26 protein-coding genes are annotated in these 25,635 nt (G+C 42.8%); 8 read left to right on the top strand and 18 right to left on the bottom strand.

The window, feature by feature from the left end:
* Positions 1-17 precede the first annotated feature (17 nt).
* From BMX30_RS16415 to BMX30_RS16405, 3 genes are all read right to left on the bottom strand, one after another.
* Positions 18-1,247: an MFS transporter gene (locus tag BMX30_RS16415; protein WP_090748151.1), complete on the bottom strand. Its 1,230-nt coding sequence runs from the start codon at positions 1,245-1,247 to the stop codon at positions 18-20.
* 250 nt (positions 1,248-1,497) lie between these two features.
* On the bottom strand, positions 1,498-2,016 hold the full coding sequence (locus tag BMX30_RS16410; RefSeq protein WP_090748287.1) for a type 1 glutamine amidotransferase domain-containing protein: 519 nt from the start codon (positions 2,014-2,016) through the stop codon (positions 1,498-1,500).
* Positions 2,017-2,147: 131 nt separating this feature from the next.
* On the bottom strand, positions 2,148-3,065 hold the full coding sequence (locus tag BMX30_RS16405) for an alpha/beta hydrolase (protein WP_090748148.1): 918 nt from the start codon (positions 3,063-3,065) through the stop codon (positions 2,148-2,150).
* A gap of 450 nt (positions 3,066-3,515) precedes the next feature.
* Between BMX30_RS16405 and BMX30_RS16400 the strand changes: the two genes are divergently transcribed.
* On the top strand, positions 3,516-3,707 hold the full coding sequence (locus BMX30_RS16400; RefSeq protein WP_090748145.1) for a gamma-type small acid-soluble spore protein: 192 nt from the start codon (positions 3,516-3,518) through the stop codon (positions 3,705-3,707).
* A 54-nt stretch (positions 3,708-3,761) separates the two neighbouring features.
* Here BMX30_RS16400 and BMX30_RS16395 read toward each other — a convergent pair whose 3' ends face one another.
* The 11 genes from BMX30_RS16395 to BMX30_RS16345 form a co-directional block, all read right to left on the bottom strand.
* Positions 3,762-4,577, bottom strand: coding sequence for a glycosyltransferase family 2 protein (locus BMX30_RS16395; protein WP_090748142.1), 816 nt, complete (start codon positions 4,575-4,577; stop codon positions 3,762-3,764).
* A 169-nt stretch (positions 4,578-4,746) separates the two neighbouring features.
* Positions 4,747-5,685, bottom strand: coding sequence for a ribose ABC transporter substrate-binding protein RbsB (rbsB, locus tag BMX30_RS16390; protein WP_090748139.1), 939 nt, complete (start codon positions 5,683-5,685; stop codon positions 4,747-4,749).
* A 34-nt stretch (positions 5,686-5,719) separates the two neighbouring features.
* On the bottom strand, positions 5,720-6,652 hold the full coding sequence (locus BMX30_RS16385) for an ABC transporter permease subunit (protein WP_280139982.1): 933 nt from the start codon (positions 6,650-6,652) through the stop codon (positions 5,720-5,722).
* Between the two features lie 2 nt (positions 6,653-6,654).
* On the bottom strand, positions 6,655-8,127 hold the full coding sequence (locus BMX30_RS16380) for a sugar ABC transporter ATP-binding protein (protein WP_090748284.1): 1,473 nt from the start codon (positions 8,125-8,127) through the stop codon (positions 6,655-6,657).
* A gap of 20 nt (positions 8,128-8,147) precedes the next feature.
* Positions 8,148-8,537, bottom strand: a complete 390-nt coding sequence (gene rbsD / locus BMX30_RS16375; RefSeq protein WP_090748132.1) for a D-ribose pyranase — start codon at positions 8,535-8,537, stop codon at positions 8,148-8,150.
* The gene (rbsK, locus tag BMX30_RS16370) at positions 8,534-9,415 is read right to left on the bottom strand and encodes a ribokinase (protein ID WP_090748129.1); all 882 of its coding nucleotides are present in this window, start codon (positions 9,413-9,415) and stop codon (positions 8,534-8,536) included. The genes rbsD and rbsK overlap by 4 nt, the downstream gene beginning before the upstream one ends.
* Positions 9,416-9,450: 35 nt before the next feature.
* Positions 9,451-10,422: a LacI family DNA-binding transcriptional regulator gene (locus tag BMX30_RS16365; RefSeq protein WP_090748126.1), complete on the bottom strand. Its 972-nt coding sequence runs from the start codon at positions 10,420-10,422 to the stop codon at positions 9,451-9,453.
* A 419-nt stretch (positions 10,423-10,841) separates the two neighbouring features.
* A complete protein-coding gene (locus BMX30_RS16360; protein WP_090748123.1) occupies positions 10,842-11,621 on the bottom strand; it encodes a divergent polysaccharide deacetylase family protein in 780 nt (259 codons plus the stop codon).
* A 224-nt stretch (positions 11,622-11,845) separates the two neighbouring features.
* Positions 11,846-12,292 (bottom strand): GNAT family N-acetyltransferase, encoded by a 447-nt coding sequence (locus tag BMX30_RS16355; protein ID WP_090748120.1) that lies wholly within the window; start codon positions 12,290-12,292, stop codon positions 11,846-11,848.
* A gap of 48 nt (positions 12,293-12,340) precedes the next feature.
* The gene (locus tag BMX30_RS16350) at positions 12,341-13,435 is read right to left on the bottom strand and encodes a DUF1648 domain-containing protein (RefSeq protein WP_090748117.1); all 1,095 of its coding nucleotides are present in this window, start codon (positions 13,433-13,435) and stop codon (positions 12,341-12,343) included.
* Positions 13,436-13,536: 101 nt separating this feature from the next.
* Positions 13,537-13,932, bottom strand: a complete 396-nt coding sequence (locus BMX30_RS16345; RefSeq protein ID WP_090748115.1) for a GntR family transcriptional regulator — start codon at positions 13,930-13,932, stop codon at positions 13,537-13,539.
* A 239-nt stretch (positions 13,933-14,171) separates the two neighbouring features.
* Here BMX30_RS16345 and BMX30_RS16340 point away from each other — a divergent pair, with 239 nt between their 5' ends.
* From BMX30_RS16340 to BMX30_RS16315, 6 genes are all read left to right on the top strand, one after another.
* Positions 14,172-14,519: a PadR family transcriptional regulator gene (locus BMX30_RS16340; protein ID WP_090748111.1), complete on the top strand. Its 348-nt coding sequence runs from the start codon at positions 14,172-14,174 to the stop codon at positions 14,517-14,519.
* Positions 14,500-15,138: an HAAS signaling domain-containing protein gene (locus BMX30_RS16335; RefSeq protein WP_090748108.1), complete on the top strand. Its 639-nt coding sequence runs from the start codon at positions 14,500-14,502 to the stop codon at positions 15,136-15,138. Before BMX30_RS16340 ends, BMX30_RS16335 begins: the two co-directional genes overlap by 20 nt.
* Before the next feature lie 111 nt (positions 15,139-15,249).
* Complete coding sequence (locus BMX30_RS16330; RefSeq protein ID WP_090748105.1) at positions 15,250-16,719, top strand: DUF4153 domain-containing protein; 1,470 nt, start codon at positions 15,250-15,252, stop codon at positions 16,717-16,719.
* Between the two features lie 185 nt (positions 16,720-16,904).
* A complete protein-coding gene (locus BMX30_RS16325) occupies positions 16,905-17,288 on the top strand; it encodes a YuzC family spore coat inner layer protein (RefSeq protein WP_090748102.1) in 384 nt (127 codons plus the stop codon).
* Positions 17,289-17,678: 390 nt separating this feature from the next.
* A complete protein-coding gene (locus BMX30_RS16320; RefSeq protein WP_170843916.1) occupies positions 17,679-18,641 on the top strand; it encodes a nuclease-related domain-containing protein in 963 nt (320 codons plus the stop codon).
* A gap of 165 nt (positions 18,642-18,806) precedes the next feature.
* Positions 18,807-19,247 (top strand): DUF6376 family protein, encoded by a 441-nt coding sequence (locus tag BMX30_RS16315; protein ID WP_090748097.1) that lies wholly within the window; start codon positions 18,807-18,809, stop codon positions 19,245-19,247.
* A 417-nt stretch (positions 19,248-19,664) separates the two neighbouring features.
* Here the strand turns inward: BMX30_RS16315 and BMX30_RS16310 are convergent, their stop codons facing one another.
* Positions 19,665-21,200: a bifunctional GNAT family N-acetyltransferase/carbon-nitrogen hydrolase family protein gene (locus tag BMX30_RS16310; RefSeq protein WP_090748094.1), complete on the bottom strand. Its 1,536-nt coding sequence runs from the start codon at positions 21,198-21,200 to the stop codon at positions 19,665-19,667.
* 221 nt (positions 21,201-21,421) lie between these two features.
* On the opposite strand from BMX30_RS16310, the gene BMX30_RS16305 reads away from it, so the two are divergent.
* Positions 21,422-22,267, top strand: a complete 846-nt coding sequence (locus BMX30_RS16305; protein WP_090748091.1) for a hypothetical protein — start codon at positions 21,422-21,424, stop codon at positions 22,265-22,267.
* A gap of 65 nt (positions 22,268-22,332) precedes the next feature.
* Here the strand turns inward: BMX30_RS16305 and BMX30_RS16300 are convergent, their stop codons facing one another.
* The 3 genes from BMX30_RS16300 to BMX30_RS16290 form a co-directional block, all read right to left on the bottom strand.
* Positions 22,333-22,776: a PaaI family thioesterase gene (locus tag BMX30_RS16300; RefSeq protein WP_090748088.1), complete on the bottom strand. Its 444-nt coding sequence runs from the start codon at positions 22,774-22,776 to the stop codon at positions 22,333-22,335.
* 314 nt (positions 22,777-23,090) lie between these two features.
* Positions 23,091-24,284 carry a cell division protein FtsZ gene (gene ftsZ, locus BMX30_RS16295; RefSeq protein WP_090748085.1) on the bottom strand — a complete coding sequence of 398 codons (1,194 nt, stop codon included), beginning with the start codon at positions 24,282-24,284 and terminating at the stop codon, positions 23,091-23,093.
* 471 nt (positions 24,285-24,755) lie between these two features.
* Positions 24,756-25,517 carry an SDR family oxidoreductase gene (locus BMX30_RS16290; protein WP_090748281.1) on the bottom strand — a complete coding sequence of 254 codons (762 nt, stop codon included), beginning with the start codon at positions 25,515-25,517 and terminating at the stop codon, positions 24,756-24,758.
* Positions 25,518-25,635 lie beyond the last annotated feature (118 nt).

The following is a 25,635-nucleotide window of genomic DNA, read 5'->3' as shown; positions in this document are numbered from 1 at the left end:
TTCACAAACTTCTAAATTTATGCTTCTTTTTTAAAAGAAAGATAGGCAAGCATGGTAAAAACGAGGACCATTAACGCTGTAATTAACAACCACCCCGAGGCAAAGCTTCCCGTTTGGTCAACCAACAAACCAAAAAGAGGAGGGACTAAAACGACACCTAACGAACCAAAGGTAAGACTCACCCCGCTCGATATCCCCGATTGCTCGCGCGGAACAATTTCAGTCGCGAGGTTCATCCAAATCCCATTAAAGCCTGAAACGGAAAACCCGAATACGACTACGATTGGCACCATCATCCAAAAAGAAGCGGACGAGGCAAACGCTACCGTCGTGCTCGAAACGGCCGTTAAGATCGTGATGATGATTAAAATAATGACTCGGTTACTGTTAAACAAGAAATCACTAATCATTCCCCACGCAATTCGGCCCAACGATCCACTCACTTCGGAAATCACGAGGAGAATTCCTGATAGAAAGATAGAGATTCCAAGCTTCTGATGAGCATATAAAACAATGTAGGTGTTCAAACACATTTGTGCGCCACTTAATCCGATTGCACTTAAACTGACCAACATCAAAGCCTTATTTTTCATCATTTTAAACATGGATTTATAGAAAGCACCTAGACCATGCTCTCCAGTGGCTGTCGTTTGGTCGGGGGGATCCCGGTAGAACAAATAGGCGAGAAATCCACCGACCATTAACAAAATACACGCCCCTAAAAGGACAGGCCGCCAGCCATACTCGGCTCCAAGGGGAAGCAGAATCAAGCCAGCGAGTGCCGAGCCTGCTGTCACCCCTGTTTGCTTAATCCCCATTGCCGTTCCCCGTTTTTTTACCGAAAACCAATAAATAATTCCTTTGTTAGTAATCGGATGCATCGCCCCATACCCGATTCCACCTAACATCACAAACAAGAGGACGGCCCAAAACTGACCCAGGAAGGTCATTACGAAAAAACCAAGACCCAGGCATAAGGCTGCGACAACGAGCAGTTTCCGCGAACCCACACGGTCAGTCAACATTCCTGCCGGAACAGCAGCGACTGACTGCCCTAAAAAGAGCGCAGCAGGTAGCATTCCAATTTGCGAGTTCGTTAATGATAGGTCCTCTCCAATCAGTACCCCGAGTGGACCGATACTCCTACCGACGAAAGCAATCAATAGTTGCGCCATCAGCAAGAAGAACAACATCCGCCAAGGCTCTGATGTAGGGATGGGCTGATGTTTTTGCATTAAGCTATTCATTTTCCTTCGCCTCTTTTTTTATCCATTAGTCCCATCAGGCATTGAAACTGCCTCTAGCGACTTTTCAACCATTAATCATTTGAATTAAAATGATAAATCCTATCTTACCACAAGTTGATGGGAATTTTCTGATAAAACTGTGTCCAATGTGGGGTGTGGGAGGGATAAAAAGAAGAAGAAGGGAGAAGCGCTCGTTTACCTGCTTCTCCCTTCCTAATATGTGTCATTAGTTATGCACCTGTATACTTTTTTACTCAAGAACCTTAATGAATTCTCTTAAGTAGTCCGGTAAATCTGGTGGACGACGACTTGAGATGAGATGTCCATCTGTGACAACAGGCTCGTCCGACCAAATCGCTCCTGCATTCTCCATATCATCCTTGATGCCCGGAGTGCTCGTGACCTTTTTCCCTTGAAGGATTTTTGCTGACGCCAATACCCAACCTGCATGACAAATTTGGCCAATAGGTTTTTTAGCCTGATCCATTTGTTGAACCAATGAAAGCACCTCAGGAAAACGGCGGATTTTATCAGGTGCCCAGCCTCCAGGTACAAGAATAGCATCATACTCCTCGGCTTTAATGTCCCCATAAGCATAGTCAGATTCAGCTGGAACGCCATACTTGCCAATATATTTCACATTCGCTTCCTCACCAGCAAGGTCAACAATTGCACCCTCCTCGCGAAGCCTTAGAATTGGATACCAAAGCTCCAAATCCTCAAAATCATGGTGAACAAGACTAATAACCTTCTTCCCAGCTAAACGCAAAACATCAACATCCTTTCTAATCATCATTATTACTAAACTACCCCTCATTGCAACTTCCAAACCCTCAGTCGTGTTAACTTCCAAACCCTGGAAGGTGCCTGGCACCTTCCAAGGTTTGGAATAGAGTTCTTTTATAAACGCTGATCAATCCATTGATGAATATCTTCATAGACCTCCTGCTTGTTCGTTTCATTGAGAATTTCATGCCTGGCACCTGGATAAAATTTATAGGAAACATCCTTTAATCCGACGGACTCAAGTTGGCGTAAGTTTTCGAGAACACCTTTCGTATTCTTTCCAACTGGGTCTTTGTCTCCAGAGATAAAGTAAACCGGTAGATTTTTAGGAATGTGCTCGTCTCCATCGTATAGTACAAGCAATGCATTTAAAAAATCCTCAAAAAAGCCAGCAGTGAAAACCCCGCCACACAGTGGATCTTCAATATAACGGTCAACTTGGCTTTCATCCCGACTCAACCAATCGAATTCCGTTCGTCTTGGATTAAACGCCTTGTTATAGCTACCAAATGTTAATTTGTTCAGCTTATCGCTAGGAATCTTTCTCCCTGTTTTACGTGCCTCACGACTTGCTAGAAAATGACCAATTTTCCCCAACATCCCCGGATGACCACCTGTTCCTGAAAAGATGATCCCATCGAGCTGGTCACCATAATGCTGAATGTATCGTCTAGCGAGAAAAGAACCCATGCTGTGACCGAGCATGTAGAGCGGTACTTCGGGGTAATCCTGCTTGATAACATCTGTTAATAGTTTCATATCCTCTACCACGGTTTCAAACCCATTTTCATCCGCATAATAGCCTCGGTCTTCATTAAGTGTTTCCGTGTGACCATGACCGCGATGGTCATTTCCGTACACATAAATCCCTTGTTGGACTAGAAACTGTGCAAACTCATCATAGCGACCAATATGCTCTGCCATCCCATGAGCAATCTGTACGATGGCCTTAGGTTCCTCTTCGGCAACCCATTTGCTAGAATAGATTTGCTTCCCGTCGTTCCCCTCTAAGTAAAAAGTCGAAGTATCCACGCTCGTTCCTCCTTTTTCTTTGTTACTAGTATTATATAATTTCAATCAAACCATTTACATTAACTAGCTTTTACTCCAATTTAAATAGGGAATATTATCAACTTGTCATGATGTCGACAATTTCCTATTTCCTGGGACATAATACGACTATGTAAATGTCGCAATATGTAATATTACCAAAAAAGATCGCACATCCCTTAAACAATAAGTAGAGGTAGAAAATCTTACAAAGTTGCGACTCGGCACCATTCTCTTCAACATTCAGGAACATCTCGTATATTTCATTCAAACTATACCCACTAACTCGAAAGCAGAAAACGTTAGCCATAAAACATATAAGAGATAAAGCTAAAAAAATGACTAATAAGCCCTTTTTGAAGCCTGCCATTTCCTAATGTATCTGGATAAATTTATGGAATTGAGCACACCTTAGAATACGAGGTGATAGAAATGAAAAAACAGACAATAGCTGGAACAGATATTGAATCAGTCAAACAGCAAAACGCCAATTCCGGCATGTCATACAATGAGGTTAAAGAATATTTAGCACGAACAACCGGTGGACATGGTACGGCGAAATACAGCAATACCGATATTGAACAAGTAAAAAGCGAGAATAGCCCAAGCCAACAGCAGGAATAACCTAAACATTGGAAGGTGCCAGGCACCTTCCATTTTATTTCCACCCCACCCTAGTTACCCATCCATCAATCTAGAGTTAAAGCTCTTCCCGTCCCACAAAATTTCACTCTCCGCTTTCCTCTTCCGGACCTCTGCTTCCTCTAATAAGAGAAAGAAGTTTTTCGAGGGAAGTTCCCCTAAGTCATGTTTTTCACATAGTCGTTTCAGATAAAACTCCCTCGATTTCAGCATTTTAGACTGATTATCGTTGAACTCGGAAAAGTCATAAAGGACCCCTGCAGCAGCCACCCGCTTCACTCGGTACTGAGCAGATACTCTCAAGAAAAAATCCCAATCCCAATAATTATGTACATACGGGTCAAAAAAACCGATCGCATCATGAAGAACTCTCCGGTAAAGACACCCTGAGGGGACAAAGGTTGAAAACTTCTTCATTGCCTCTAAGTCCAACTCATAAGCAAATAAAACCCGACTTTCAGCGACGCGAACATGATCTTTTATCTTAAACTGAACAATTTCAACGTCAGAATAGAGCAAATCAACCTCATCGCTCTCCTGAACCATCCTTTGAATATGAGTAGGAACAAGCAAATCATCATCGTCCATTAGCATGATCCACTCACCTTTTGCGTGTTGAACCCCTTTATTTCTTGCATACACATGTTTTGAGTTTCTCTCCATCTCGATGATGTTTATATCTAATTCTGGGTATAACGTTTTTACCACATCCACATTCTCCCCGCAGTCATTCACTATAATTACTTCAAAGTCCCGGAAGGTTTGTCTACTCAGTGATTCAACCAATTCAGCTAAAAGAGGAAGCCGGTTGTACGTTGTAATCACAATCGAAATCAACGGCTGGTTATCCATCTAAATCATCACCTACAATTTCTATCGATATGGGATTTCATCTGTAATATTTATCCATTCACTAAATGTATTATGATTGTAAACCGCTTTTAAAAACAACAATTAACCTTTAAACAGACAAAAAATGGATGGTGCCAGGCACCACCCATTTTTTTTACATCCTACAACCTTATTTAGTTACTAATTCTAATTGAACCGGAACGAATGCTTCTACGCTGTCGCCGTTTAGTACTGCTTGTGCTGTGTCTACGGCACTAACGCCGATTTCGTCTGGCTTTTGTGCAACTGTTGCTGCCATTTCGCCACTTTCAACCGCTGCAACCGCGTCATCTGTAGCATCGAAGCCAACAACTAGGATATCGTTCATTCCAGCTGCTGCTAGCGCTTCTTTCGCACCTAGTGCCATTTCGTCATTATGAGCAAAGACCGCGTTAAATTCTGCACCACTTTGAATGATGTTTTCCATAACATTTAAGCCTTCTGCACGATCAAAATTAGCTGTTTGGTTTGCTACGATTTCAATAGAGCTACCATCAATCACTTCGTTGAATCCTTGACCACGTTCACGAGCTGCTGATGATCCGGAAATCCCTTCTAGCTCAACAACACTACCTGCATCACCTAATTGCTCAATAATAAAGTTTCCTGCCATTCTTCCACCTTCAACATTGTCAGAAGCGATGTGAGCAACAACTTCGCCACTATCTGCACTACGGTCAACCGTGATGACTGGAATGTTTGCATTGTTCGCAGACTCAATCGCTGTTGCAACAGCAGCAGAATCCGTTGGGTTAACTAAAATTACACTTACACCTTGTTGAATCAAATCTTCAATGTCACTTGCTTGCTTTGCCGGGTCGTCTTGAGCGTCAACAACCGTAATCTCCATCCCTAGTTCAGCCGCACGAGCTTCAGCACCTTCAGCAAGAGTAACGAAAAACGGATTGTTTAAAGTAGAAATTGAGAAGCCAATTTTCTTTTCTTCAGATGCTTCGCCGTCTCCACCACTGTTGTTGGCTTCCTTATCACTTCCTGGTGCATCAAGTGAACATGCTCCTAAAAACATTGCCATAATCAAAAGAATTGCTAATGTCCAAATCTTTTTCATTTTAAAATCCCCCTTAAATTTAGGAATATATATGTCATGCAGACTTCTTCCGATCGAGTAGAACTGCGAGCAGAATCACTCCGCCTTTGACCACTTGCTGGTAGAACGATGATACATTCATCAAATTCAATCCATTGTTCAAGACACCGATAATCAGCGCGCCGATGATGGTTCCAACAATCCACCCACGACCGCCAGTTAAACTTGTTCCGCCAAGAACGACAGCGGCAATCGCATCAAGCTCATAAGCGGTTCCTGCCGTAGGCTGAGCTGAATTCAAGCGCGAGGTAAGAATGATCCCCGCAAGAACACTTAGCATCCCAGTAAGGGTGTAAACCCCAACTTTAATTCGATCAACCTTAAGACCTGCTAGATGGGAAGCTTCTTCATTCCCACCAATCGAGTAAACACCGCGTCCGAAGGTCGTTCTTTTTAAAATAAACCATAAGACCGCGAAAGCTAAGAACATCGTCACAACCGGAAACGGAATTCCCAAGATATAGCCCTTACCAATCATTTGAAACGCGAAGGAATCAGATAAGCCTGTGATTGGACGCCCATCCGTATAAACGAGTGTCAACCCGCGGAAAATCGTCATCGTCGCCAATGTTGCGATAAATGGAGCGACACGGCCTTTCGTAATAATCAAACCATTGAAGGCTCCCATTGCTGCACCAGCAAGTAAGCCGATTAAAATTGCTAGGATTGGATCAATTCCTGATGTCATTGCCCCGGCAGTCAAGGCCGCCCCTAAAGCAAGCATCGAACCAACGGACAAGTCAATTCCACCTGTTAAAATAACAAACGTCATTCCAAAGGCAATTAAGGCATTAATCGATACTTGTCGTAAAATATTTAAGATGTTTCCCATATCCAAGAAACTCGGACTTACAATCGATAAAACGATTACAATTAGTAGCAGTCCAAACAAAGGACCTAATTTTTGTAGCCATTCTTTATTTTTCAAGGTCACTCGCCTCCTGTGGCAGCTGTCATGATGGTTTCCTGTGTCGCATCTTTCCGGTCAAGCATCGCGCTCACTTTCCCTTCATGCATAACGAGAATCCGGTCCGACATACCGAGAATTTCCGGTAACTCAGAGGACACCATAATGATAGACACGCCCTTTTCTGTCAGCATATTCATAATTTGATAGATTTCTTTTTTCGCTCCGACGTCTACACCTCTAGTAGGTTCATCGAGGATAAGAACTTTCGGCTCCGTTGCCAGCCATTTTCCAATGACAATCTTTTGCTGGTTTCCACCACTCAAAGACTTCGCTGGTTGGTCCATACTGGATGTTTTAATCCGAAGGCGCTCAATCAAATCCTGTGCGGATTCCCGCTCCTTCACACGATTGAGGATTCCTAATTTAGAAAGTCTCCCTAACTGTGCGGTCGCTAGATTCTCACGAACAGACTGACCAAGAATCAGACCTTCACCTTTTCGGTCCTCGGTTACAAACGCAATCCCAGCAGCGATGGCATTTTTCGGATGCTGCCCTTTGATGGATTGCCCGTCTAAAAGGACTTCCCCAGCTGTCCGCTTATCGGCACCAAAGATTGCTCGCATAAATTCGGTTCGGCCGGCCCCCATCAACCCTGCAACACCAAGGATTTCCCCTTCGCGTACTTGCAGGTCTGCTGCCTTAACGCCCGTTTTCGTTGTGATTCCTTTTACCACAAACCGCTCTTTCCCCGGTTCAACAGCTCTTTTCGGAAATTGTTCGCCGAGTTCACGTCCAACCATCATTTTTACAACCTCAGCAAAATTCGTTTCCTTAATCACTCTCGTTCCAATCGAAGCGCCATCTCGTAAAACGGTAATTCGATCACACATTTTAAAGATTTCATCCATTCGGTGGGAAATGTAGACAATCGCCACACCGCGCTCACGCAGTCCATTCATTACTTTAAAAAGGACATCAATTTCCTTAGTCGTCAGAGCCGCTGTTGGTTCATCCATAATTAGCACGTCGCTATTCGTTGAAACCGCGCGAGCAATCTCAATCATTTGTTGCTGTCCAACCGAACAAGATGCAGCTGACTTTTTCGGATCTAACTTAATCCCAAGATCCATCAACCATTTTTCAGCTTCCTGGTTCATTTCTTTTAATTTCATTACACCGGATTTCCCGTATGTCTTCTCTTTTCCTAAAAAGAAGTTCTCCGCAACCGTCAAGTTCGGAAGGATATTAAGCTCCTGGTGAATAACGCTAATCCCTTGCTTCTCAGCTTCTTTCGGATTTTTAAATTGAACAGTCTTGCCTTTATAGGTAATCTCGCCACGGTCCTTTTCATAAATTCCCGTCAAGATCTTCATCATCGTAGATTTCCCGGCGCCATTTTCACCCATTAACGCGTGAATTTCACCCGGTACAAGATCAAAGGTGACACCCTTCAACACCTCTACCTTATTAAACGCTTTATGGATATCCGTCATCGTGACAATTGGTGTCTGACTCAAAAGATCACCCCCGCATGCAAAATAATATTTGCATAAGGCGTTGCTTCCCCTGTCCGAATAATCACTTTCGCCGACTGGGTCTGTGCCTTAAATTCTTCATGGCTGACCGTCGTAATCGATGAGTGAGTTTGACGAATTCGTTCCAACAAAGCACCGTTTGCAGTCTCCATTTCCGTTGCAACGGTGACTCGTTCAATTTCCATATGAGTTTCCAAAAGCTCTAGAATCTCTAGAAATTCCGGTTTGCCAATCGTAACAGCTAGATCAATTTTCCGAACACCCGGTGGAATCGGAAGCCCGCAATCCGCAATGACAACCGTATCGGTATGGCCAAGATCAGCAAGCACCTTTGCAATCTCACTATTTAATGGACCATTTTTCATCATGAGGATTTCCCCCCTTCAAGAAAACTCTGTAGCTGCTCATTCGTCGGCATTCCTGTTTGAGCACCAAAAGCGGTTACCGAGAGACTAGCCGCCGCAACCGCGTGGGCAACTGCGGTTTCAAGCGATAGCCCTTCATCCAAACCAGCGGCCAACACGCCATTGAACGTGTCCCCAGCCCCGGTTGTATCCTTAACCTCCACTTTCGGAGCCGAAACGAGCTTTCTTTCACCTTTAGTAAAATAAGAAGCGCCTTTTGAGCCTTCTGTAATAATCAGCTTTTCTTCGTATGACGGCTTAAAAATCGAGCTTTGCCTCATTTCAGCTGCCTCATGTTCATTTGGGGTTACATAGTCAATCAGTTCCCACCAATGATCCGGCAATTCCTGATAAGGAGCAGGGTTCAAAATCACGGTTGTCCCTGCTTCTTTCGCAATCTGTATTGCTCGCTCAACACCAGGGAGTGGAATTTCAAGTTGCACCAATAACACATTCGAACGCTCAATCACTTCTCGGGTTGCTTCCACCTCGTCAGCTGTCATACGATCATTTGCACCAGCCACGATGACAATGGTGTTATCTTGCTCAGCAACCGTGATGAGTGCGGTCCCAGTCACCTCATGTGTAACCGGTTTCACATTTTCGATCAAAATGCCTTCTTCTGTTAAGTACTGGCGGTATTCTTGCCCAAAAGCATCGTCTCCAACCCGACCGATCATATGCACTTCTCTTTTAAAACGAGCAGCCGCCACTGCTTGGTTTGCTCCTTTGCCACCAAAGATGGTCGCAAAGGAATTTCCTTGCAACGTTTCCCCTTTTTTAGGAAAACGGTCTACCGTTGTTACTAAATCCATATTTAAACTGCCAACAACTGTGATCATTCTCGTCACCTCTTTTACCTAAGAGTCTCTATTTTTTAGCGAACGGAGTTTCTAATCTTTAATGATGTGTCCATCACATAATGCTCGACAGGCATCCTAGAATCTTGAATTCTTGCTAATAGCATTTCTGCTGCTTTCTTCCCCATTTCATAAATAGGCTGCTGCATCGTCGTAAGCTCCGGGGTCACCGTTTCTCCCCATTGCACACCATCAAACCCCATAAACGAAATATCCTTTGGTACTTCGACACCGAGTCTAGCTGCGGCTTTTAACGCACCGATGGCCATGACGTCATTCGCTGCAAACACCGCATCAATCTCAGGATGCTCTTCAAGCAACTGCATTGTTGTGACCATTCCTTTTTGCAGTTCATAATGACCCTGCTTCAAAAGAATCGGTCGTCCATGCTCCCTCATCACATCTTCATACGCTCGTTTTCTTTCGCTAGACGTAAAAACATCCGATGGTCCTGCGAGATGGGCAATCGTCTTGCACCCTCTTTTAATCATATACTCAAGAGCCTTTTTCGCCCCATCATAGTTATCAATAATCACCGAGGAAAGCCGTTCATCAATATGACGGTCAAGCGCAACGACCGGCACACTCAATTGCTGTAAATGTTCCCATTTAAGCGAGTTCGACACGACAATAAAGCCATCCGTGTATTTCGCGGTCATCCCCTCGATAAACTCAACTTCATGCTCCAATCGCTCATCACTGTTATATAAAATCGTCGTATAACCAGCTGGATACATCACATCTTCAATCGCTCGAACAAGCTGAGGGAAGAATGGGTTAGTGATATCTGGAATCACAAAGCCAATCATCTTGGACGTTTTCTTAAACAGGCTCCGCGCGACATTGTTTGGTTTATACTCTAGATCGGCAATTGCTTGGACTACCGCCTTACGAGTATCCTCATGCACATACCCTTTATTATTTATGACCCTCGAGACAGTCGCAACAGAAACTCCTGCCCGCTTCGCCACCTCCGAAATCGTTGCCATATTCCTCACTCTTTCTCGTCACGATAGTATTCGATGTGTGTAACCGGTTACAGCTTTTGTAAAAAAATACGGTTTGAAAGACCCTAACCAGAGAATTACTTTTGCGTAACCGGTTACACATCGTTCAAAAAAATATATTAGTGGTTTAGTAAGCTTTTATCATTCAACGGAAGTACCGGTCTGTAACCGGTTACACACATAATATATAAAATAATACTGAATCCGTCAACCCCTTCTTTTAAAAATAAAAGTAGCCGATTTATTCTGATAATAAGAAGAGCCGTCCTTCCCCTTTTATAATAAAAAGGGGAGGATGTCCTCTCCTCAAACGAAGTTGCTCCTGCGTCCGAAGTGATAACCGACTCAACTTGCCGCTAATTTTCTATTAAAAATAAACCGCAGAAAGTTGGTAAAGGGCCTTAAGGCAGTCTTTCATCCATTCGGTCGAAATCAGGAAGTAACGCGGACAGCGGGACCATTTCCGCTTGTTTTTCATATTCAGGAATATAAGCTTTGAGAGCATTCACAACCTTATCCCCTGTAACGCCGACATGACCAATCGCAATAATTTGCTTATGTTCTTCTAAACGATCCACTAACTTGGAGGCTTGATGATAAATATGCTTGGCCGAATAAATATGGTCGAAAAACAAATCGTTTTCGAGGTACGGAACAGATAACTCTCTCGCCAATTTGGGAATGACGCTCTTCCCCGTTGTTTTACTATCCAGGTAAAAAACCCCTTTTTCCCTGCATACCTCTAGGACGATTCTCATCACCCGTTCATTTTCCGTCACCTTTGAGCCCATATGATGGTTCATTCCAACAGCATGTGGGACATTTTCAATCGCCTTTTCAACCTGTTTCCTTACTTCTTGATCACTCATATCGGTTGTAATTGCGCCAGGACCTAACCAACTTTTCTTCCCTTTCTTCGGTTCCATCGGCAAATGGACAATCACCTCATGTCCCTTCTCATGAGCCAGTTGGGCATCTCGTTCCGTTGTCGACAGAAAAGGCATAATCGCTATAGTCAACGGAATCGGAAGGTCTAACATGTCCTCCGTCCCCTTCATGTCATTACCGAAATCATCGATGACGATTGCCAACTCTTTATGTGACAGTTGCTCGGTTTTTGCATCAGTTATCGTTGGAAAACTGGAGATACATAGCAGCACCAACACTAGTAAAACTCTCATAATCCACCACTCCTTTTCCTTTAAGATGACACAAAAGTGGAGGATTCATCCAATGCACAAAAGTTTCATTTCTGATGGGGGCCGTGTTAGTCACTTGGGCAATTGACTCGGGCGCATTTTTGGCTGACAAGCAGGATGAAATGAATATTCTTATCACTAAGGTCCGACTGAGGACTCGAAGTAATATCTAAAAGGGTGTAGATCGAATCTACACCCTCCATTGCTTATTTCTCCATAAATATAAATAACGTTTCGACTCCCGGGAGTTTCGCTTCTTTATATCCGCGGTAACCTAGTTTTTGATAAAATGAGATGTTTTTTTTATTGATGGTTGCTGTAAACAACTCCATTCTTGTATCGGGGAACAGCCCTTCAATTTCATGCATAAGTGCTTTTCCGATACCCATGTTTTCGGAATTGGGGTGGACCATTAATCTGCTGATATGGCAAGTGTCCCCTTCCTGATGAGCTCGGACTGAGCCAAGCATTTTCCCATCGACGACGTACTTTAAGATAACATGTTGATCAAATGCCTCTTCCACATCTTCCACCGTTTGGGTTAATGGCAAGATTTCATATCCCTCAAGTTCCGCAACACTTATAAACGCTAATTTCTGCAAAGATAATAGTTCCGGGGCATCCGAAATCACTGCCCGCTCGATTATGTTCATTCTTCAATCTCCCTAAACTTGATTTTTTTCACCCTAGCTAGACCATCCTCAAACAAAATAAGTGAACAGTAGGATGAAAGCAAGCGGGCCTAGAACGATAAAGTAACCTTTTGGATTGGCGAGATTCAATGTCCAACCGACTCCAAAGCGTTTTTCAACAAAGATCGACGGATCATTTTTATTAAAATAAAACAGTCCACCCTTCCAATACTGGTCCTCGTCTACATCGCCAATACCCTCAACAGACTCGGTTCCAATCTTTTCTCCAGCTCGCCCAACTTTGACGGCATACACAATCGCTCCGCCAAAGATCACGAGAAGGAAGATAAATGGGGCAATCAACATCGTCCCCTCACCAAACAAACCTTCATGGATGGTTGATAATTGTAGGAACGAAAAGAGCATTGTTAATAGTAAGCTGATTAAAAACATAAACCAACTCGTATATTTCCTTAGAGTTAACTGACGTATCCGCGAGGCCTCCGTTCTTGTGGCACTTAATTTTATCCCTGAGCGCTTGGTTGTTTCATTGATTCCGAGAAACATCACTTGCATGACAAGGAGAATAAGTGGTGCCGAAATCACCGATATTGGACTTTTAGCAGTAAAGGCATCTGGTTGACCATTCGGGCCCCAATGCGTCGGGATTTGCTCCGGAAGGGTCGGATATTGGAGGACGGTGTAGCCAATTACACCGAGAGTGACGACCATCGGTAAAAGATACATATACCAAGGCAACATTTCATCCTGGGAGCGGACCGACAAGTCGGTGACTCTTACTTGCTTAAGGTTCTCTCCCCACCGATTTTGTCGTTTTAGCTGAGTGGTTTTCGCATGAAAATATACATAGCAGGCGAGACTCAAAAGGATCATCGCAATTGGGATCGCTGTACACACCAGCACAAGCTGCTCTTCTGCGGGGCTGGCTAGCATCCCCCATAAAAGAAAGCTAATGAAAACAACCATAGAAACGGAAAAGACGATGAGTGCGTACCGTTTTTTATACTCACGAAGTTCAGACGCTTTCGTGTACTCTTCTGGAATCGAGACGCCAAATACCACGGTGCGTTTAACTAAATAGGGAATTGCCGCCTCCATTACAGCCAAAAACAAGATAATAATTGCAAAAATGGTCAATGTCATAATATATCCCTCCATTCTTAAAATTTGTTCACGTCACGTACCGGGGGGACCGGGTTACGTTTTTTGTTATTTAAATTTGTTTGTGAGCCTAATTAACAATCCTATTTGAGCCTTGGTTTCCCTTTTAATTCTTTCGTAACCGATGCCACAAGCTCCTCAATCTGCTCGCTTTTGAATCCCAAAACAAGCGCTTCTGCAATCACTGTTTTCATTTCTTGCTGAATCCGCTGATAGTGAGGATTATTTTTCTCTATCGCTTCTTGCGATTGAATCACCGCACCTGATTTAGGCACAATCCGGATAATCCCCCGCTTTTCTAATTCATGATAACTTTTATTGACAGTATGCATGTTAACCCCAAGATCTGCCGCAAAGGCCCGCACTGAGGGTAACGATTCCCCTTGGCGTAAAGCCCCCCTCGCAATGCCCTCCAAGATCTGGTTCGTCAGCTGCATGTAAATTGGAATATCTGATTGAGGTTCAATTTGAATAATCACCGAAGCCCCTCCATTCTGTTCTATATTTATTATAACACATTTGTTCTATTCCATGTAGAACAAACAACTAATAATCCCCCCTAATAACTGCAGATGGAAAATCCCTGGAAGGTGCCAGGCACCTTCCAGGGATTTTCCACCTATTGATTTACCAGCTAATTTTTCCCATTTCCCCTTTACATTTCATTCCTATGGATGTAGAATTTCTATATACCTAAAAAACCTAGGTAGGTGATAAGATGTTTAATCGTGAGTTAGTCAAAGGCAGTACTTCGCTTTTATTGCTTCAATTGCTCGAGGAACGCGATATGTATGGCTATGAGCTTGTCAAAGAGCTTGAAAAGCGGAGTGCTAACGAGTTTTCCGTTAAGGAAGGCACATTATACCCAGCCCTTCATAAGCTTGAAAAACAAGAATACATTGAATGTTACTGGCAAGAACAGCCGAAGGGACCGGCAAGAAAGTATTACCGGATAACTGAAGCTGGAAAAGAAATGCTACTAGAAAAGACCCGTGAGTGGAACGACTTTGTTTCCGTTATGAACAAGTTGATGGGGAGAAAAAAGCATGGAACAACTGAAGAGTGACTTTTTAGCAGACTTGGCAAAAGGTCTTGGAGATCATCCCGAAAAGGAATCAATTCTAAAAGAGTATAGTGTTCATCTCGATGAACTCCTAGTCGACCTCTATCAAATAGACGATAAATCTGAATTGCAGGCACACGTTCATTCAAGATTCGGGTCACCCGAAGAGATTGCCGCCATGTGGAAAGAAGAGCTTTCCGTCACTCCTAGCAATATGAAATGGCTGTTCATCGCTTTGAATATCCTATTCTTCGTTGGAGGCGGCATCCTCACACTTGCCCACAATCTGCTCGATTGGAACTGGCTCAATCGCCTATGGGCGAACCTGACCTCTTTCCCAATCGTTATTGCGCTCGTTTACATGCTGTTTTGGGCATTGCTTGGCTATGAAATTGGCAGAGGCTTCGGACATAAGGGGAAAAGACTGATGACCCGAACGTTCATCCTTGCCCTGATCCCTAATCTAACACTCATGCTGTTAACCGTTTTCCGAATCATTCCCCACGAATGGTTCAGCCCATTGCTAAAAGAAACCTTTATCGTTCTTTGCATCCTACTCACATTACTCTTATACCCAGTATGCCTAATCAGCTACAAATGGGGGAAAAAGGCTTCCGTTTAAGCTTTTTTTTACTCACATACCTAGAAAATCTATATACATAGAAAACTAAGGGACGGTTCTTTTGCTTCCGAGTTTTGGAAGCAGAAGAACCGTCCCCAGGGGGTTAAAAAAATGGAATTTAAATTTGAAAAGAAAGATTGGATTTTTCTACTTTTATGTTTTGTCGTTGGAATTGTTGCCGAGGAGGCATTTTTCAGGGGTCAGATTGGACTTTCTTATCTCGTGTTCCTAGCGGTTTTTTACGCCTTCTTTTTCTGGAGGTTTCGTGCATTTTCATTCTCGCATCAACGGTTTGGTTATCTCGTATTGATTTCCATTTGGCTATTGGCCGCAAGCTACTACCTCCATGACACCGGCCTTTTTTACGCATTGAACATCCTTGTGATTCCAGGGTTGGTCATCTTTCATCTTGCCATGATCACATCACCGAACAAGATGGAATGGAATAAATTAGGCTTCCTTTTATATACACTTTTACGCCTTGTAGGTGGCTTGCGCTACAATGCCCTTTTTGCCGCTCATATGGGACGATTAGTTAAAAAGAGCAGCAAGCCCGACCATTATCTAATTTGGAAGAAAGTCTTGATTGGGATTGGTATCTCGATCCCGATTTTATCCGTCATCCTGAATCTATTGATTTCAGCTGATGCTCAATTCGAACGAATTTTAGGCCGTTTGCCTGATTTACTCAGCTTCAATCCAGAGAATCTCTTCCGTTTTGTCATCATATTGATTTATTCGTTTGGATTCTTTGGCTTCTTGCAGGTTCTTTTATATAAAAAAGTCCAGATTGCTCAGAAGGAAAATACTTCGCAGCCCTTTAGTTTGGATGGAATTATCACCTTAACCGTACTCCTACTTCTCGATTTTGTGTATGTATTATTCGTTGCTGTCCAATTCAAATACTTCTTCAGCGGTACACTTGAAGCTGGCTACACATATGCGGAGTATGCCCGCCGCGGCTTTTTCGAGTTACTGTTTGTTACCTTAATCAATTTGACTGTCACCACCGCTGTGATTACCTTTACGAAAAGTGTCACGAGCTTTGTGAAAAAGGCAATCCGCGTGGGCTTGAGCGTGCTGATTTTATCAAGCGGAGTGCTATTGATATCGGCATTCATGAGAATGGCCATGTATGAGGATGCGTATGGCTTCACGTTCACACGAGTTCTCGTTCACTCATTCATGATCTTCCTGATGGTCATCCTTGCCTACACACTCGTAAAAGTCTGGCTTGAGAGACTATCTCTGTTCCACTTTTATTTCATCGCTTCACTCATATTTTATGTCGGAATCAATGTCGTCAATCTTGATAAAATCGTCGTCGACCGCAACCTTGCTCGCTATGAAGCAACAGGAAAAATTGACATTCATTATTTAAACATCCTATCCTCCACTGGAGTTCTAGGGTTAATCGAGCTACACGAAGAAAACCCAGATGTACCGGAACTGGAAAGGGTGCTAAAGGACCGAAAGATTGAAAGAGGGTACTTCAAAAGCGACAACTGGCAATCTCAAAATCTCACCAGAAACCGGGCATATGAAAAACTGAAGGTGTTGGAATTGCCCAACACTAGATAGCGGGTAATCCTAGATGGTAATAAATTTGATGGTAATAAATTGGATGGTGCCTGGCACCACCCAATTTTTTTCCTGACCAGGCACGGTTATGGTTGTTCCTTGCATACTAAATAAAGAAACTTATTGCTTGAGGAGCACAGGCTTGGAGTTCCTCTAATCTCCAACAAGGAAGGTGTTGTATCACCATGCACTATCACCCATATTCATATTCACACCCACAGCCATACCCTTACTACTATCATCCAACACTCCAACCACATTATGGCTATCGCCAATATCCCGAGGTCGATGAGACGATTTTCATCCATTCCGTTGAAGCATTTCAAAAAATTGCTAGAGAAGCAATCACGATTCTTAATCAATTTTCTAACCACACATTTGCCAAGAAATTAATGAGGGCCGCCCAGCAAGGGAATCAACAAGAAGTAGACCGACTGATGAAATCGATTGGAGTGGACACACCGATTACCACCACCTATACCCCAAGCGGAGTCAAGCTCGAAATACACGCGAACGCTCAAGGATCCCAATGCTGTACACTGACCATGTTTCTGAGATGGGGAAATTAGAAGAATCTTTTTGAAAAAAAGGATTAACTTAAAGTCGGTTTGACTCAACAACGTCAAGCGGCTTTTTTCTTTATAAACGCATTTCACTTTTTTATGGGTAGTTTCCTTAAAAATGTTCTCTCGACACAAATTAGTCACCATTTTATCAATAACTTCCGAAAATCGATGCATAACTTCCAAGAATCAATCTATAACTCATCGGAATCAATGCATATCTCCTCCCAAGTGTCATTCCGTACCTCACAAATATAGCAAATTGCTTATAACTACCCTCAACTTTTATAATAGATCTCTATTTTCGTCAAAAAACAGTCAAACTCTACGCTAAATCGAGCAGGATTTCATTCAGCATTGCAGAATCCTTTCATGAAATAAGAAAGGAGGATTGTTTTGTTTATAAAACCACTTCAACCACCGATTAGGCTTCAAGCATTAAATGCCTTACACAGCCGATTAGTGAAAACCTCCCCTAAATATGAAGAAATTAGTGGAGAACGCGCCCGAAGACTCGCTGGCTTCATTGGCGAAAAGAAAGTAGAGTACATTTTAAGAACGATTGACGAGGATCATTATTTTATTTTTCATGATTTGTGCCTTAAAGTTGGTGACCTCACATTCCAGATGGACTTTCTCTTGCTCACCAGCAGATTTGCCCTCATTATTGAAGCGAAAAACTTTGCTGGAACAATCTTGTTTGATGATCAAGGCCAATTCATAAGGATACTCGGTGAACAACAAGACGGTTACGCTAATCCTATTGCCCAAGCACAATATCATCAAAGATGCCTGCGCAAATGGCTAGCCCTTCACCATTTCCCCGCTCTCCCTATCGAATATGTCGTGATTGTCAGCAAGCCCTCGACAATTATTAGAATGGAGAACCCCGATCCCGAGGTACGAAACCGAGTCCTCCCAGCAACCAAACTTCCTAACTATCTCTTTCACCTAGATCAACATTCAAAAAAGGAATTATCCGACCCAAAAACGTTGCGTAAATTGTCCAAGCTTTTAATAAAAAAACACTCCCCACAATATCCTAATCTAATGAAAGAATTCAATTTAACTGAACAAGACATACTATTCGGGGTGCAATGTCCAAAGTGTACTTCCCTTCCGATGATCTCTTTAAAAGGCTATTGGAAATGTTCGGTCTGCCTGTTCCCTTCGCGAGATGCCCACATTCAGGCAACTCACGATTTATTTTTGCTCTACGGACCTACCGTTAAAAATAAACAGTTTCGGGAATTCCTCCATATCTCATCAATACAAAAGGCCCGCAAATTGTTAAGGTCTATGAATCTCCCTTACTCCGGCGATAAGCGAGGGAGGGTTTATTTTCGACCGGAGAAGTAGCATTTCTCGCAATCCAACCTCTAAATTGGGCCTTGATCTTTAAAAAGGCAGCGTCAAGACACTTCTTAAGCAAGAGATTTACGGAACTTTATTCACTACAAACCGTATTAACAGTAAGAGATAAGCTATAAAATTTCTTATAAAAAACATAAAGGGTGTGTAGGTATGGGAAAAGTGAAGATGGTTTTAATCGTGGTGGGCTTAATGTTCTTAAGTGGATGTTCCTTGCTTACCGAAGTCAATGATTCGATTGACTATGTCAACACGGCAACCGAGCATGTTGCCAAGCTAAACACATTCGCAGATGAAGCTCCACAATTAGTGCAAGCCGCCGTCACAGATCCTGAGGCGAAACAAGAGTTAGAAACGAAACTGATTACTCTAAAACAAGACATTGAGGAATTTATCAGCACCCAGAACATCCCAACTGTAGCGGAAGACATTCATCAGGAATTCGTAGCTAAAAACGAAGTCCTCCTCGGAGAAATCAACCAAGCGTTAGATAATGGGAATTTGGCGTTAGACAAGCTCGAGAATATGGAACTATTCACGACAATCAATGAGGTCACAGACTTACTCAACCGCTTAGAGAATATCGTTCAGTAAAGAGTCCTAGTTGGGGCTCTTTTTTTGTAGCTAAATAGCTTTGGCTTTATCCGTTGGCAGAGCTTTATCTGTAACAAAAATCACCTTTGGACACAGTATAGTCTCCATTTTTTCAATAACTCTGGAGAATCGATCCATAACTTTCGATAATCGATGCATATTCTTAAATTAACAATCAATAACTCGCAAGAATCGATGCATAACGAATCTGGCGCTGATTGAAAACTTGTGTTGACGTGTTCAACTTGGTAGATTTTAGCCTTTTTCTAATAAAAAAGTGATTATTACAACTCAAAGTCATCCATCACCCCGTGAAAACGATAGTTTATCGCACAAATTAGAGCTTTTTTTCCGCAAAAAAAAGAAGACTTACCCGCAAACCTTAATTTGCGTGATAAACCTTCCCATTCACCATCTTTACTTACGATAAGTCACTTCAAACAAATCCTTCCGGCGGTCGCGCAACTGCCTTACCGTTCCGGAGCGTCTTTGTCTTCTTAAAATTTCTAAATCGACGTCGCCAACGACGACGGTTTCAATATTCGGATGGCATTCGCCAACAATTCCATCGCGGGCAAACTCAAAATCAGACGGAGTGAAAATGCCTGATTGGGCATATTGAATATCCATGTTTTCAACTTGCGTCAAGTTCCCCACCGTTCCAGCAATCACCGTGTATACTTGATTTTCAACCGCACGGGCCTGGGCGCAATAACGCACGCGCAAGTAACCTTGGCGATCGTCGGTACAGAATGGCACAAATATAATGTTTGCCCCTTGATCAACCGCATACCTTGTCAGTTCAGGGAACTGGATATCGTAGCAAATCTGAATCGCAATTTTTCCGCAGTCGGTGTCAAATACGCGCACCGAATCTCCCGGCTGAATGCCCCACCATTTTCGTTCGTTCGGCGTAACATGAATTTTATATTGCTTCTCAATCGTACCGTCACGGCGGAACAAGTAGGCAATATTGTAAATATGGTCATCCTCTTCAACAAAGTGGGATCCACCAATGATGTTCACATTGTAGCGTACGGCCAATTTCGTAAATAGCTCAATATAATCCTCCGTGTACTCGGCAAGCTTCCGCACCGATTTTGAAGGAACCTTCTCCTCTAAAAACGACATTAGCTGCGTCGTGAAAATTTCGGGGAACACCGCAAAGTCACTATCGAAATCATAGGCCACATCAACATAATACTCAACCTGCTTCGCAAATTCCTCAAACGAGCTAATCGTTTTCATCATATATTGAATAACGGTAATTCGAACAGGGTAAGCGGTTTTAAAATGACGCTTCGACTTCGGTTGATAGTCGATATTGTTCCATTCCATCAGCGTCGCATATTGCATCGACTGCTGGTCATCTGGCAAATATCCTGGATTGATTCGCATCAGGTTAAACCCATTCATAATTTGGAACGTCAGCACTGGGTCAAAGATGTTTTGATTCCCGACCTCTTCTACATACTCACGGGGCGAATATTCATCTTTATATTTATGGTAATTCGGGATGCGACCGCCGATAATAATGCTTTTTAAATTGAATTCGCGCGCCAATTCCTTTCGAGCTTCATAAAGCCGCTTGCCAATTTTCATGCCGCGATAGTTCGGGTCAACCATTACCTCAATCCCGTAGAGGTTAAAGCCCTCCGGATTATGGTTTGTTATGTAGCCTTCATCGGTAATATCGTCCCATGTATGTTTGTCGTCGTACTCATCAAAATTAATAATCAAACTCGAGCAACTGCCAATCAGCTTGCCATCAAACTCGACACAAAACTGCCCCTCAGGGAAAATTGTTAAATGACTAACCAATTGCTCGCGCGTCCACGGATCCATATTCGGGAAACAGACCTTCTGCATTTCTAACAGCTGGTCAATATCCTCCATTTGTAAATTTCGAACCTCAAGCTTTTTTTCAAAATTTGATAAATCTAGTTTTGACATCCTTTTCTGTCCCTTCGAGTGTTTTTCAGTGTAGTTAGTGTTACCAAATATCGCCCGAACTAGCGCTAAATATTCACATAAATATAGTAGCTTCCCCACTCCCTCTGAGGCGAAGTACCGGGCTATATTTCAACCATCACCTTTATTAAAAGTAAGCTTATCCGAATAATCCTTACCAAATAAACAAATAGCTAATAAAAATGCAGGTTGAGGTGGTGTCTTTGATTTCCAGGCGAAAATTGAAGAAATATCCTTATATTGTGTTAGGGATCGTTCACTTCGCTATGATGGGTTTTACCTTTTATAAAAAGAAGGATCGCAAGCAACTACTTGTCTTGTTTTTATCATATACGGGTTTTGCTTATTTGTTTGAGTATGTCGTCTTTGCCCTCTTAAAGGGTTATGTTTATAAGCCTAAGTTTTTTAAAGTTCGCAGTCTGGACCATGTATTTGGCTCCGTATGGTCGCAGTTCTTCTACGTGCCAACCACTGCCTTGTTTATTACTGCATTTCAGCTTGGCTGGAAAGTGAAGTTATTTTTCAGCATTTACTTTTCCGTTGTCGAAAAGTTATTTCTATATTTCGGGATTTTTAAAAATCATTGGTGGAAAACAAGGTATACCTTTGTCATGATTTTCATTTCATTCATCGCTAATGATTTATGGTCTGAAAAGCTTCAAAAGAACAATCCTTATGTACGCTTCATTTCCCTATTCCAAATGATTCAAGTCACGTGGTCGAACCTGAATTTTCTTTTGACTATTTCAGGGAAAATTCGCTACGGAAAAGCGTGGGGCCGACCATGGAAAAAACATTTCAAAGTCGCACCACTAGTTAATTTGCTGGATTCGTTACTAGTCGCATGGTGGTTAAAAAGCGGAGATTTTTTGTCAAAATTGAAATCATTTCTTTTCATGTGGTCCCTAGATTATTTCTTAATCAAACAACGCAGGTTAAAAGTGGACAACTACTTGCTGCTTCCCTTCTTTTATTTCGTCATTGTCTTTACGGGACATCATTATCAAAAGTGGATTTATCGACCTTTTCAACGCGACAATTCTATCTGACAAAGATTTCTTGTAACAGTTACTGCACCGCCCATTGAAGTCATTCTCAATGGGGTGGTGCATGTTTATTTTTTCTTATTTTTATCAAAGCGATAAAACGTCCCTGAAGTTTGGCACAACAAGTCGCCCTGCTCATTCTTCACTTCAGCTTCCATAAAGCATACCTTATATCCCTCTTTTAAATAGCGCGCCGTTGCGATTAGTTTCCCAGTAGTCGTTGCTTGAAAAAAGCTGGTTTTCAACTCTAATGAAACATAAGGTGCGTCCTTATGACGGAAGTTCAAATGCCCCATCGCTGTATCCGCAATAAAAGTAAAAATTCCACCATGAACAATACCCGCTGGATTATACATAATGTCTGTCACCGGACACGAAATCGTGCACATCTTCGCCTCATCATCATAGTCAAATTCAAAATCGAGCAATTTGAACATAAATATATTCTCTGGTTTTGCTTCATACGTATCGTACGCATTCTCCACATGTGCCATAAACTCTTGCTTGTCCATCCCAGTTCCCCCTCAAACTAAAGTACGTTTTCTTCTTTCATCATACCATGATTGTTGGAATTTTGAGAATATAATCGCTTTTAATGGCGTTCGCGTGGGGAGTGTTTAGTTCGATTATGACGAATTGGTTTGGTCGAACTCTATATCAACATTAAGAGAGTTTTCACCCATAGTTAGCCTTTTACCTTTATAAATACCCATAGAACAATAAGATGAAACCACGTTACACCTGAAGATACTCTAAGGTAAAATAATACATTCGTAAGATTTAAAAAAGGCTCCCTTAAATGATAAGGAAACCCTTTCTATAAAACTTAGCGCCTTCTGCCTCGCTTGCGCAAGAAGGCCGGTACATCTAGTGAATCTTCTTCCGAATACTGGGAATGTCCGTTATAGTCGACTGGTTGCTGTTGGTGCTGGTGCTGTTGCGTTGGTCGGCGGTTTGTTCTGATTTCTTCGTGCTCGATCGGTTCTTCATATGGGACGGTTTCCCGTTGGTCTACCTGAGCTTGCTGTTCACGGGGCTGTTGGGTTCCTTTTAATGATGGGGTCTCATCGTGAGAAAATCCCGTTGCAATCACTGTAACCATGATTTCCTTTGTTAAATTTTCATTAATCACCGAGCCGAAGATCATGTTGAGTTGCTGGTCAGTGGCCGAAGCGACGATATCAGCTGCCTCTTGGACCTCGTATAAACTTAAATTCGTACCACCCGTAATATTCATCAGCACCCCTTTGGCTCCATCAATAGACGTCTCCAGGAGTGGACTCGATATCGCTTTCTTGGCTGCTTCAACGGCGCGGTCCTCACCCGAGGCAACACCAATCCCCATTAAGGCTGTTCCTTTGTTGGACATAATGGTTTTAACGTCGGCGAAGTCCAAGTTGATTAATCCTGGGACGGCAATTAAATCCGAAATCCCTTGCACACCCTGCCTCAGGACATTATCGGCTTCGCGAAATGCTTCAAGCATTGGCGTTTTTCGATCGACGATTTCTAGTAAGCGCTCGTTTGGAATGATGATTAAAGTGTTAACAGCTTTTTTCATCTCCTCGATTCCTGCTGCCGCATTGGCCGCACGCTTCCGACCTTCGAAGGTAAACGGGCGAGTAACGACCCCAATCGTTAGGGCTCCAAGGTCGCAAGCGATTTTGGCAATCGCAGGAGCTGCCCCCGTACCAGTGCCCCCACCCATTCCCGCGGTGACGAACACCATATCGGCTCCTTGTAAAATTTCCTGAAGCTGCTGTTTACTTTCTTCGACCGCTCTTCGGCCAATTTCCGGATTGGCCCCAGCGCCTAGACCGCGAGTCAGGGATTCACCAATTTGCATTGTTGTCTCTGCCTTTGAGAGATTCAGAGCTTGTGCATCCGTATTAACGGCAATAAACTCCACTCCTTGGACGCCATCCTCAATCATCCGGTTAACGGCATTATTTCCACCGCCACCTACGCCAATCACTTTAATCTTCGCAAATTGATCTATATCGATATCAAATCCTAACATACTAATTCCTCCCAATTTTCAATTCTACAATTCAATTGCCCCACTACTTTTTCTATGTATAAAATCTATTATATTAGTCTATTCGCTGCCGTTAAGGATTTTCCGGCCATTCCCATCGATTTTTAATGATTGTAACTTGAATGTAACATGGGGACGGTTCTTCTGCTTCCTCTTGGAAGCAGAAGAACCGTCCCCATGCTTTGCTGTTGTCACACTTTAGTCACCATTTTTTCAATAACTTTGGATAATCGATCAATAACTTTTAATAATGAATGCATATCTACCAAAAATCAATCAATAACTTACCAGAATCGATGCATAATACAAAAAGACCACCTAACAGAGATCTTCATGAATCCCTGATAGACGGTCTTTGTACTATTTTTATAGAAAAAATAGCTAATCCAATCTCAACAAACGAAAAGACCCCGCTAAACGTTAAATCTAGCGGAGTTTTACATATTTATTTTTTTAAAAAGCAGCCGTCCAACCAGCATCAGCGGTTAAAACTGCCCCATTCACAAAGCTGGCGTCATCCGATGCTAAAAATAGGGCAACCTGTGCGATTTCTTCTGGTTTACCTGTACGTGGCACTGCAGCATGTGTCAGCCCTGCTCGGCTAATTCCAAATTGGTTTGGCGCTGTCATCGACGAGCTAATATTGGTTTCAACTGCTCCTGGAGCAATCGCGTTGCAACGGATGCCTTTTTGAGCATACATGAACCCAGTGTTTTTCGTAAACCCAATGACGGCATGCTTGGATGCCACATAGGTTGCACCAGCATGAGCCCCGTTCATTCCACCAGTTGAGGCAACATTGATAATCACACCTTTTTCTTTCGCTAAAAAGATTGGCAGTGCTTTCCTTGTTGAACGCATGACACTTTTTGTATTCACATCAAAGATTAAATCCCATCTTGCCTCGTCAATCGCTTCAGCTGGCTCAAAATTGTCCATGATGCCAGCGTTATTGACGAGAATATCTAAGGTGCCATATTCACTAACGGCTGTGTCAATCATGCCATCTATATCTGCTAGTTCTCCTACATTTACTTTCAAAGCGATTGCGGTTCCGCCACTTGTGACAATCCCACTCGCTACACTCTCAGCACCCTCTATGTTTAGGTCAGCGACTACAACCTTCGCACCTTCTTTTGCATACAATTCAGCAATTGCTTTCCCCATACCAGACGCTGCGCCCGTTACAACAGCTACTTTCCCATCTAATTTCATCATCATTACCGCCCCTCTCGACATTCGTTTCACTTTACCTCTCTACTATAAGCCCTCTAAGAAGAAACAAAACACATCAATCGGAAAATTTTGTGAATTTTAGGGACGGTTCTTCTTC

It is taken from the genome of Mesobacillus persicus, assembly GCF_900109925.1.
In the GTDB taxonomy this organism is placed as follows: domain Bacteria; phylum Bacillota; class Bacilli; order Bacillales; family Cytobacillaceae; genus Mesobacillus_B; species Mesobacillus_B persicus.
The sequence above is the reverse complement of the archived record's forward strand: the minus strand, read 5'-3'. Positions and strand labels throughout refer to the sequence as shown.

Coding starts and splice junctions, on each gene's coding strand:
- BMX30_RS16415 (WP_090748151.1), bottom strand. CDS start 1,247: ATGAATAGCTTAATGCAAAAACATCAGCCCATCCCTACATCAGAGCCT.
- BMX30_RS16400 (WP_090748145.1), top strand. CDS start 3,516: ATGAAAAAACAGACAATAGCTGGAACAGATATTGAATCAGTCAAACAG.
- BMX30_RS16395 (WP_090748142.1), bottom strand. CDS start 4,577: ATGGATAACCAGCCGTTGATTTCGATTGTGATTACAACGTACAACCGG.
- rbsB (WP_090748139.1), bottom strand. CDS start 5,685: ATGAAAAAGATTTGGACATTAGCAATTCTTTTGATTATGGCAATGTTT.
- BMX30_RS16380 (WP_090748284.1), bottom strand. CDS start 8,127: ATGACGGATATCCATAAAGCGTTTAATAAGGTAGAGGTGTTGAAGGGT.
- rbsD (WP_090748132.1), bottom strand. CDS start 8,537: ATGATGAAAAATGGTCCATTAAATAGTGAGATTGCAAAGGTGCTTGCT.
- rbsK (WP_090748129.1), bottom strand. CDS start 9,415: ATGATCACAGTTGTTGGCAGTTTAAATATGGATTTAGTAACAACGGTA.
- BMX30_RS16365 (WP_090748126.1), bottom strand. CDS start 10,422: ATGGCAACGATTTCGGAGGTGGCGAAGCGGGCAGGAGTTTCTGTTGCG.
- BMX30_RS16360 (WP_090748123.1), bottom strand. CDS start 11,621: ATGAGAGTTTTACTAGTGTTGGTGCTGCTATGTATCTCCAGTTTTCCA.
- BMX30_RS16355 (WP_090748120.1), bottom strand. CDS start 12,292: ATGAACATAATCGAGCGGGCAGTGATTTCGGATGCCCCGGAACTATTA.
- BMX30_RS16350 (WP_090748117.1), bottom strand. CDS start 13,435: ATGACATTGACCATTTTTGCAATTATTATCTTGTTTTTGGCTGTAATG.
- BMX30_RS16340 (WP_090748111.1), top strand. CDS start 14,172: ATGTTTAATCGTGAGTTAGTCAAAGGCAGTACTTCGCTTTTATTGCTT.
- BMX30_RS16335 (WP_090748108.1), top strand. CDS start 14,500: ATGGAACAACTGAAGAGTGACTTTTTAGCAGACTTGGCAAAAGGTCTT.
- BMX30_RS16330 (WP_090748105.1), top strand. CDS start 15,250: ATGGAATTTAAATTTGAAAAGAAAGATTGGATTTTTCTACTTTTATGT.
- BMX30_RS16325 (WP_090748102.1), top strand. CDS start 16,905: ATGCACTATCACCCATATTCATATTCACACCCACAGCCATACCCTTAC.
- BMX30_RS16315 (WP_090748097.1), top strand. CDS start 18,807: ATGGGAAAAGTGAAGATGGTTTTAATCGTGGTGGGCTTAATGTTCTTA.
- BMX30_RS16310 (WP_090748094.1), bottom strand. CDS start 21,200: ATGTCAAAACTAGATTTATCAAATTTTGAAAAAAAGCTTGAGGTTCGA.
- BMX30_RS16300 (WP_090748088.1), bottom strand. CDS start 22,776: ATGGACAAGCAAGAGTTTATGGCACATGTGGAGAATGCGTACGATACG.
- ftsZ (WP_090748085.1), bottom strand. CDS start 24,284: ATGTTAGGATTTGATATCGATATAGATCAATTTGCGAAGATTAAAGTG.
- BMX30_RS16290 (WP_090748281.1), bottom strand. CDS start 25,517: ATGAAATTAGATGGGAAAGTAGCTGTTGTAACGGGCGCAGCGTCTGGT.